Source organism: Mycobacterium sp. TH-M82, from assembly GCF_057473605.1.
The window spans coordinates 1-3,962 of sequence record NZ_JBYCKY010000119.1 but is presented as its reverse complement, the minus strand read 5'-3'; the positions used below and the strand labels follow the sequence as shown (position 1 = coordinate 3,962).

The 3,962-nt window shown below is 64.7% G+C and carries 3 protein-coding genes and 2 pseudogenes; 1 reads left to right on the top strand and 4 read right to left on the bottom strand.

The features are described from left to right. From AC2VON_RS03475 to AC2VON_RS03465, 3 genes and pseudogenes are all read right to left on the bottom strand, one after another. Positions 1-198: pseudogene (locus AC2VON_RS03475) on the bottom strand (IS30 family transposase); the annotation flags it as partial. 52 nt (positions 199-250) lie between these two features. Further along, positions 251-1,735, bottom strand: coding sequence for a hypothetical protein (locus AC2VON_RS03470; RefSeq protein WP_486951693.1), 1,485 nt, complete (start codon positions 1,733-1,735; stop codon positions 251-253). A 483-nt stretch (positions 1,736-2,218) separates the two neighbouring features. Further along, positions 2,219-2,365, bottom strand: a pseudogene (locus AC2VON_RS03465) (translation initiation factor IF-2 N-terminal domain-containing protein); the annotation flags it as partial. Positions 2,366-2,597: 232 nt separating this feature from the next. Between AC2VON_RS03465 and AC2VON_RS03460 the strand changes: the two are divergent. Then, the gene (locus AC2VON_RS03460) at positions 2,598-3,449 is read left to right on the top strand and encodes a hypothetical protein (protein WP_486951692.1); all 852 of its coding nucleotides are present in this window, start codon (positions 2,598-2,600) and stop codon (positions 3,447-3,449) included. Positions 3,450-3,459: 10 nt separating this feature from the next. Here the strand turns inward: AC2VON_RS03460 and AC2VON_RS03455 are convergent. Further along, on the bottom strand, positions 3,460-3,962 hold a 503-nt coding region (locus AC2VON_RS03455; protein ID WP_486951691.1), incomplete at its 5' end, for a hypothetical protein.

Sequence of the window (3,962 nt, the reverse complement as noted above, 5' to 3'; positions counted from 1 at the left end):
CACCGCCTCCCCGGCCTTGTTGCAGACCGTGCGCCCATAACGCCAGCGTGTCCCCGTCCTGCGGTCGATCCCTACGACCCGGCACGCCTCGGAGTTGCTGACGCCTTGGGCGATCAGCCGACCGAACCACTCCTGTTCTTCGACCAGCTGTCCGCCACTTGGGCGTCCGCGTCGCCGGGTCTTTCGCTCCGCTCCCATCGCAACCTCCGAAATAGTCTTCGGCTGTTGCGACGTTGACTGGAATCCGCCCTCAACGCTTTGGCGGGCGCGGCACTTTTTGCGCCCGGACGAACCGATGCAACGATTCGAGAGGATCCGAATTGCGGTACTCCGTGGATCTGAGGTCGGCGATCAACGTCTCCTGCTGCCCTTCGTCCAGCGATGCCCAGATCGAATTCGCGATGATGTCGCTTGGGATGCCGGCCATCTTCTGCTCGCGGATCTGCTGCTGCACTGAGTCCAGCAGCAGTTGGTATTTGACTTTGCGGCGATTGATCGTCTTCGCGGGATCGACCTGTTTCGGTGGGGTGATCGTGCGGGACTGCCGACCCATGTCGGCCGCCCTGCGGAACTCCTTGGCGGGACATTCCAGGAGTTTGATGACCTTGGCCCGCATCAACCGATAGGGGTCCCCGTCGTCGGAACGGGCGGTGAACAGCAGCTTCCGCGCGCCCCGGAGGCGTGCCTCGAATTTCGGATGGGCGAACAGGATTTCCCAGTCGGCTTCGGCGCATTCACGCCGGACCACATAGGTTGCGTGCCGGCCTGCCAGTGGGCTGACGGCCACCGCGTCCTGACCATCTCTGCCGGGAGTGTTGATGGCAAGGACGAGGTAGTGGGTTCCGATCCCGCCGCCGGTCTCGACTCCCCGATGCCAGGTGCAGCGGGTGGCGCCGAAATGCTTCTGCAGATCCTCCAGGACGGTAAGGCGGCGTTCATCGACGGTGTAGCCGCGGTATTTCTTCGAGGTGCGAATCTCCCCGAGGAAGGCGCGTAGCTGCTCGCCCTGCGGCAAGATTTCGAAGCCCAGGTGGGTATTGATGCGCGGTGTCGGCGGCGCGAATAGGGCAGCACTGTCGCGGAACCGCCGCAGGAAGTCGTACCTCTTCAACTGCAGTGCAACCAGGTGGGCGCGCGAGTGACGGAAGAACCTCGCCAACTCTGCTTGTTCGGTGCTGAGCAATCGTTCGACATTCGCGATTAACTCGGCGAGTCGCCGGCGGGCTCGCTGGAGGGATTTACTGGCCGTAGAGAGGTCCCTGTTCTCCCGCGGCGTGATCGCGGGAAGAATGTTCCACAATCCGTCTCCGTCGTCGGCGCTGGCGATGACGAGGATGAGCGCACAGCGCAAGAAGTCGAAAGCTGCTCTGGCGCGGCGCACTTCATCGGCGTCGGTGCGCCCGCGGCCGTGCGAGTTGACGAGTTGGCGGAACTCCTTGTCCAGCGCGGCCGCGGCGAGGTCCGTTTTGGTCAGGATCGAGCCGTGCGCGCGGACCAGGGTGTCGAGGAGCTTCTTCTCGTTGTCGATGACGGTCGCGAGGGCCATGAGGTCCTCCTGCCCGGCGGTCATTCCTGATTCGGCCCGGGCGGCGCGGGTGGCGGCGTACCGCCAGCTGAGGTAGCCGTACCCACCGTCACCTCTGGGTGCCAGCTCTTGCAGGCAGGCCAGGATCGTCTTCTGATCGGGGGTTGTCGTTCTGGCGTGGATGACCTCGGCGACCGCGGGGACATCCATAGTGGCTGCCAGTGGCGGCAGGTGCTCTATCCGGGGGCGGGGACGACCGGTGGCGACCGCGCTGTCGTGGGAAGGCTTCGCCTTGGATTGAGTGGCGCCGCGGCCCTTCGGCTGGTGCGGCTTGGTGGCCTTAGTGCTTCGCTTTAGCTTCGCCGCAGCAGCTTTCAGAGATTCGCGGCGATCTTCTTCGGCGACCTTTCTGCGAAGGCTCTCACTGGTGACGACACTTTGGAAAACTTTGCGTTTGATCCGGTACCGGGCTTCGCATTCCCGTGCAAGTTCCTCGATGGCGTGATCGCCAAAGGCCTCAGCGAGTCGGTACCGACGGTAGATGTCGCGGACGTCGGCGGAGGTCAGTAGAGACGATTTAGGGCGCTGCCTGTCAGCGACTGCGTTCGGCGCCGCAGTCGGCTTGCTGATTGCTCGGGGTTTGATTGACGGGCCGACGGCCTTTCGGGGTCTCGCTGTTGATCTGAAGTATTCGCGGATGCGAGTCGCAGTCAGAGTGTTGATCCGTGCGGATGCGGACGAGACGGTCACACCGTCGGCAGTGAGCCGCGCCAAAACCTCTCTGCTCGTTACCCCTAGCTCTTTGGCCAGCTCATGCACTCGCACGCTGCTGCGGCCCATTTCCCGACTCCCCCATCAGTCCGACCTGTTCAGCCCAGAACGCGATGTCACAAACCTAGCCGGTGGGGCAGACAAAACCGACTGTCATTGAGGTCTGGCCGCCTCCGAATGGCCGCTGGGTGGCCATATTGAGGAACTTGAAACTGAGGTCGCTCGACTCAGACACGGCGCACGGCGCTAACTCTCTGAACGCAACTTCACACCGGCACCGGTACGGGGCGAGACTGGTGACGTGCCCGACGCTCCGGAAGTCCAACCGGGTGAGCGGTGGGCCTATCGCGCCCGCCGCATCGACGACCTTGTCCAGGTCGAGGTGATCAAGCTTGGGACGCAGAAGCCTGCCCGCGTACAGGTCCGCTTTGTTGATGAGCGTTTTGAGGGCCGTCAGGAGTGGGTGCCGCCGGCCCGTCTGAAGGTGCTCTGGTCGGCTGCGGATGCATTCCGGCGTCGCGAGGCGCTTTGGGATCGCATCGACGAGTTGGGTGTCGGTGACGACCCGCGCTATTGGGCGGCCGATGAAGTCTTCCGGGCATTGATCGACGAGGGCGTCGCACGCTTGGAGTACCGCGAGGCGGGCGCCTGCCGGGTGACGGACTCCGAGCGGCTGGCGGAGTTGACCGATGTTGACCCGCAGTTGTGGCTGGCGTGCCCGGATGCCTTTCGCGAGGGCGCGGATCTTGTTGTGCCCTGGCCGATTACCGAGCAACTCGTCCAGGCCGCGGCGAGTCGCAACCCCAATCCAGTCCTCGAAGTCGTCGAGCAGGAGGAGGCAGAGGCTCGCCGCGACCTCATTCACGGTCGGCACTACGCGGGGCGTGGCTCGAGACCCGGGTACGAGATTTCTTCGGAGATCTGCGCCAAGGTTGACAACGAGTACGGCAAGCCGAAGCGGGCGCTCCTGCGCCGGTGGTGCGGAGCTGATGCGGCCGATCGTTTCGACGAACTGGCGGCGCTGCGGGTCGAGATTCATCGGGTCGGGTTGGTGGCTGAGGAGGCGATCTCCGAACTGCGGGCTGCCGGCCGCAAGCAGGTGGCCGAGCGATTGGCGCGCAAGCTCGGCATGCGGGTGGAGGACTTGCGGTAGCCGGCAGGGCTCACTGCGTCGGGCGGCGGTGCACGTTCATCCCTTTGGGCATGAATTGGCCGTAGTTGTCGGGCTCGGGATTTTCCGGGTGACGGTGCCGCAGGCTGTCGGGGTCGTTGAGGGGGTCGATTCGGTCGGCCTCGTCATTGGCAGCCCGGGCCCACTGCAGAAGCGATGGCGCATCGGCGGAATCAGTGCGGCTGTGGGCTAGGGCGGTCAGGGCCGCGGCGTAGTTCCGGAGGCGTTGGGCCTCGCCGTGCCGCGCCGCCTGGTCACGAACGCGGCGGCGGTTGAGGTCGACGACATAAGCCGCTTTGGCCTGCTGTACGGCGGTGTCCCAGGCTTGTTGGCGGCGCAGGAGGTCGTCCTCTTTGCGGCGGCGTTCCGCTGCGGCCTCATCGACACGGCTCTGCATTTCCGCGAACGCCGCCCCGAGTTTGTCCTCGAGTGTCCATCGGCTGCGATCTGACCATGTCCGGTAGCGGTAGTAGCGCCCCAGCCGCAGACTTAGCC